Raw genomic sequence first — 4331 nt, 5'->3', positions numbered from 1 at the left:
TCGATGCGGATGAACCAGGAGGTCGACGCCATGCAGGTGATGGGGGTGAACCCGTTCCAGGCGCTGGTGATCCCGCGTCTGGCGGCCATGATCGTGATGGTCCCGCTCCTGACGTTCATAGGCATGGTGTCCGGCCTGTTCGGCGGTCTGCTGGTGACCTGGAGCCAGCTCAGCTACGGCCCTTCCTTCTTCCTCCAGCGGATCAGCGAGGATCCCAACATGGGCACCCACCTGATGGTGGGTATGGTCAAGGCTCCCGTTTTCGCCATCGTCATTGCGGCGATCGGCTGCCGTCAGGGCATGGCCGTGGCCGGTGATGTGGAGAGCCTGGGCCGGCGGGTTACGGCGGCGGTGGTCCAGGCCATCTTCGCCATCATCTTCCTCGACGCCGTCTTCGCCATGATCTTCCTGGAGCTGAACCTTTGACGGCCGCCGATCCGAAACCCGCGACGGCGAAGCCCGAACGCCTGATCGAGGTGCGCGGCCTGCTGAGCCAGTTCGGGGAGCGCACCATCCACGAGAACCTCGATCTCGACCTGGACCGGGGCGAGGTGCTGGGGGTGGTGGGCGGTTCCGGCACCGGCAAGACGGTCCTGCTGAACTCCATCATCGGCCTGAAGGAACCCGAGGGCGGGTCGGTCAACATTCTGGGCTACGACCGCGCCACCATGACCCAGGAGCAGGAGGCCGACGTCGAACGGCGCACCGGCATCCTGTTCCAGCAGGGCGCGCTGTTTTCGTCGCTGAGCGTCATCGACAATGTCGCCTCGCCGCTGGTCGAGCACACTGAACTGTCCAAGGACGTGATCCGCGAACTGGCCGAGATGAAGATCGCCATGGTCGGGTTGAAGCCCGAGGCGCATCACCTGAAGCCGGCGGAGCTGTCGGGCGGCATGCGCAAGCGCGTCGGTCTGGCGCGGGCGCTGGCGCTGGATCCGGAGCTGCTGTTCCTCGACGAGCCGACCGCGGGGCTGGACCCGATCGGGGCGGCGGCGTTCGACGAGCTGATCAAGCAGCTGTCGAACGACCTGGGCCTGACGGTGTTCATGATCACCCACGACCTCGACAGCCTCTACGCCATTACCGACAAGGTCGCGGTGCTGGCCGACAAACATGTGGTCGCCAAGGCCACGGTTCAGGAACTCGAAGGTTCCGACCATCCCTGGATACGAGAATACTTCCTTGGTCCGCGCGGTCGCGCCGCGGACAAGGCGGCTTAAGGAGAGCCGAGAAATGGAACGAGACGCCCATTACGCCGCCGTCGGCATCGCCACCATCGCCCTTCTGGCGGCGCTGGCGGTGTTCACGATCTGGCTGGCCCGCCTGCAGTTCAACAACGACTACGACGTCTATGACATAGTCTTCTACGGACCGGTGCGCGGGCTGTCGGAGGGCGGGGAGGTTCACTTCAACGGCATCCGCGTCGGCGAGGTGACCGATCTGAACCTGGACCCGAAGAAGGGCGATCAGGTCATCGCCCGCATCCGGGTGGACGGCACGACGCCGGTGCGCGTGACCTCGCGCGCCCAGCTTGAGCCGCAGGGCATCACCGGGCTGAACTACATCCAGATCACGGCCGGCAATCCGCAGAGCGCGATACTGAAGACCCAGTATCCCGACAACGTGGTGCCCGTGATCCAGAGCCAGCCGTCGCCGATCGCGGAGCTGCTGAGCGGTTCGGGCACGGTGCTGGCCCAGACGGTGGACGCGCTGAACCGGATCAACCGGGTGCTGTCGGACGACAACATCCGCTCCTTCTCGACCAGCGTGAAGAACGTCGAGGCCCTGTCCAGCGAACTGGAAGCCCGCAAGGGGATGTTCGCCCAGCTGGAGCAGGCGCTGACCAAGGCCAACGCCGCCATCGGCGAATACCAGGCGCTGGGCGTCAGCGCGCGTCAGCTGGTCGAGGGCGACGGCCGCGAGGCGATCGCCAACATCAACCGGGCTGCAGACCAGGCTGCAGACGCGGCGGCCTCGGCCAACCGCACGATCAGCAATCTGGAGCGGCCGGTAAACGACTTCGCCACCACCGGCCTGCCCCAGTTGCAGCAGTCCATCCAGGGACTGGAAGACGCCACCGTGGCCCTCGAGGGCCTGATCGAGGAGGTGCGGCGCAGTCCGCGCGACTTCATCGGCCGCGCGCCGACCAAGGAAATGGAGGTCCAGCCGTGATCCGTTCGTCCCTCATCCGGCTGACCGCCGCCGGCGTTCTGGCTTCCGCCCTCGCGGGTTGCGCGCTCCTGAGCTCGCCCGATCCCGTTCAGACCTATCGGTTCGGCGGGGCGGCCCCGGTCGTGTCCGAGAGCGTCGGCTCCTCGGCGACCTCGATTTCGCTGCGGCGGGTCGAGTTTCCGGAAGCCGTCGAGGGCGACCGCCTGCTGGGCGTGACCGGCACCGAGACGGCCTACATCAAGGGCGCCCGCTGGGTCTCGCCGGCGGCGGACCTCTACATGGAAAGCCTCGAGAACGCCTTCGCCGGTCAGGCGACGCGGGTTCGACTGGTCGGCCCGCGCGAGCCGGTGCGTAGCGGACGCAGCCTCGACATCGACATGCGCGCCTTCGAGGCCCGCTATGATGCGCCGGGCGCGGTTCCGACGGTGGTGATCACGGCCCGCGCCCGGGTGACGAGCTCGCCGGAACGGACCGTGTCGGCGGAGCGGATGTTCAGCGTCGAACAGCCCGCGACCGAGAACCGCGTGGGAGCCATCGTCGAGGCGTTCGACATGGCCACGCGGGACCTGAACACCCAGATCGTGGCCTGGACCGAGGCCAACACCCGCTAGGGCTTGGGGCCGGTCCGGACGGCGGCCAGACGGCGCTCGATGTCGCCGCGGCGGGCGCTGACGGTGGTCAGTTCGCCCAGCGTCCTGTCGATGCGGGCCAGCGCCTGATCCCGGCTGCGGGTCAGACGCTCCCTGTCGGGGCGGATGCGGCGCGGGCGTTTGCCGGACAGGCCGAGGGCTTCGCGCCAGTCGTCGCGCCAGGTTGCGAGACCGTCCGCGCATGATTTGAGCGCCTCGGAGGCGCGGGCGTCGGCGTTCTGGGAGCCCCGGATCAGCGGCAGGGACTGGAGGGCGGCGCTGCGGCAGGCGTCCAGCGCGGCCTTGCGGGCTTCCAGCGGATGGGCGGCTCCGTCTTCGGTGGGGATGCGGCCGGACAGGCGTCGGGCGGCCGCCGCGAGGTGGGCGTCGAGGTCGACGACGACGTCGCGGATTTCGGTCCAGACCGCGTCCAGCGAGGTTGCGCGGCGGACCGCGCCTTCGATGCGTTCGGCGAGGACCGCGCTGCTGTAGGAGAGGCGGTCGTCGGCGTCGCGGAACTGTTCGCGGAAGCGGTTGAGCCGTTTGCCGTGGCTGTCGAACAGGCCCGCCAGACCCCGGCGGGGTTCGAGAGCCTCGACCCTCAGGGCCTCGATGCGGGCGCGAAGGAGGGACAGGGCGGCGGCGGCGTCTTCGAGGCTTTCGGCGCGAGGGGCGGCCAGGGCGCGCTCGATGCGTTCGACGGCGGCGGCGCGGGCGGGCTCGCCGAAGGCGTGGGCGGCGGCCTCGTCAAAGGCCGCGTCGATGCTGTCCACGCGAACCGGGTCGGGCGCGGGGGCATTGCCCAGCCAGCGGTAGGCTCCGTCCGCCATCTCGATGCTCCCACCAGACCGGCTCTGCGGCCGGTTCCGGCGGAGTATGCCTACGAGTTCAGGTCAGCCGCAACGGTGTAGCTTGCCTCGGTCTTGCTCGCGACTTCCTCGAGGGTGACGCCGTCGGCCAGTTCGATCAGTTCGAGGCCCGAGCCGTCGGGCTTCACGTCGAAGACGCACAGGTCGGTGATGACGCGGCTGACCACGCCCGTGCCGGTCAGCGGCAGGGTGCAGGATTTCAGGACCTTGGACTGGCCGTGCTTGTTGGCGTGATCCATGACCACGACCACGCGCTTGACGCCGGCGACGAGATCCATGGCGCCGCCCATGCCCTTCACCAGCTTGCCCGGGATCATCCAGTTGGCGATGTCGCCGTTCTGGGCGACTTCCATGGCGCCGAGGATGGACAGGTTGATGTGGCCGCCCCGAATCATGGCGAAGCTGTCGGCCGAGCTGAAATAGCTGCTCTCGGCGATCTCGGTGATGGTCTGTTTGCCGGCGTTGATCAGGTCGGCGTCGACCTCGTCCTCATAGGGGAAGGGGCCCATGCCCAGCATGCCGTTCTCGGACTGGAGGGTGACCTCCATGCCGTGCGGAATGTAGTTGGCCACCAGGGTCGGGATGCCGATGCCGAGGTTGACGTAGAAGCCGTCCTGCAGCTCGCAGGCGGCGCGGGCGGCGAGTTGTTCGCGGGTGCGGG

6 protein-coding genes are annotated in these 4331 nt (G+C 68.3%); 4 read left to right on the top strand and 2 right to left on the bottom strand.

Annotated features, from left to right (window positions below):
- From V6M42_RS00190 to V6M42_RS00175, 4 genes are all read left to right on the top strand, one after another.
- On the top strand, positions 1 to 426 hold a 426-nt coding region (locus V6M42_RS00190; RefSeq protein ID WP_332676339.1), incomplete at its 5' end, for an MlaE family ABC transporter permease.
- A complete protein-coding gene (locus tag V6M42_RS00185; RefSeq protein WP_332676337.1) occupies positions 423 to 1220 on the top strand; it encodes an ABC transporter ATP-binding protein in 798 nt (265 codons plus the stop codon). The genes V6M42_RS00190 and V6M42_RS00185, both read left to right, overlap by 4 nt.
- Positions 1221 to 1233: 13 nt before the next feature.
- Positions 1234 to 2172 carry an MlaD family protein gene (locus V6M42_RS00180; protein ID WP_332657450.1) on the top strand — a complete coding sequence of 313 codons (939 nt, stop codon included), beginning with the start codon at positions 1234 to 1236 and terminating at the stop codon, positions 2170 to 2172.
- Entirely contained in the window at positions 2169 to 2783 is a 615-nt protein-coding gene (locus V6M42_RS00175; protein WP_332676335.1) for an ABC-type transport auxiliary lipoprotein family protein, read from the top strand. Before V6M42_RS00180 ends, V6M42_RS00175 begins: the two co-directional genes overlap by 4 nt.
- Here V6M42_RS00175 and V6M42_RS00170 read toward each other — a convergent pair.
- Both V6M42_RS00170 and V6M42_RS00165 read right to left on the bottom strand, forming a co-directional pair.
- Positions 2780 to 3631, bottom strand: a complete 852-nt coding sequence (locus tag V6M42_RS00170) for a hypothetical protein (protein WP_332676333.1) — start codon at positions 3629 to 3631, stop codon at positions 2780 to 2782. The two genes, V6M42_RS00175 and V6M42_RS00170, sit on opposite strands and share 4 nt — an antisense overlap.
- A gap of 50 nt (positions 3632 to 3681) precedes the next feature.
- A partial coding sequence (locus tag V6M42_RS00165) for a 3-oxoacid CoA-transferase subunit B (RefSeq protein WP_332676331.1) occupies positions 3682 to 4331 on the bottom strand: 650 nt, incomplete at its 5' end.

The sequence above is a fragment of the Brevundimonas sp. genome, from assembly GCF_036677305.1.
Classification (GTDB): Bacteria; Pseudomonadota; Alphaproteobacteria; order Caulobacterales; family Caulobacteraceae; genus Brevundimonas.
Note: the sequence above shows the minus strand (reverse complement) of the source record. Positions and strands in the feature narration are given on the sequence as shown.

Excerpts from the sequence above, each read along its gene's own strand:
- V6M42_RS00180 (WP_332657450.1), top strand. The coding sequence starts at position 1,234 with ATGGAACGAGACGCCCATTACGCCGCCGTCGGCATCGCCACCATCGCC.
- V6M42_RS00170 (WP_332676333.1), bottom strand. The coding sequence starts at position 3,631 with ATGGCGGACGGAGCCTACCGCTGGCTGGGCAATGCCCCCGCGCCCGAC.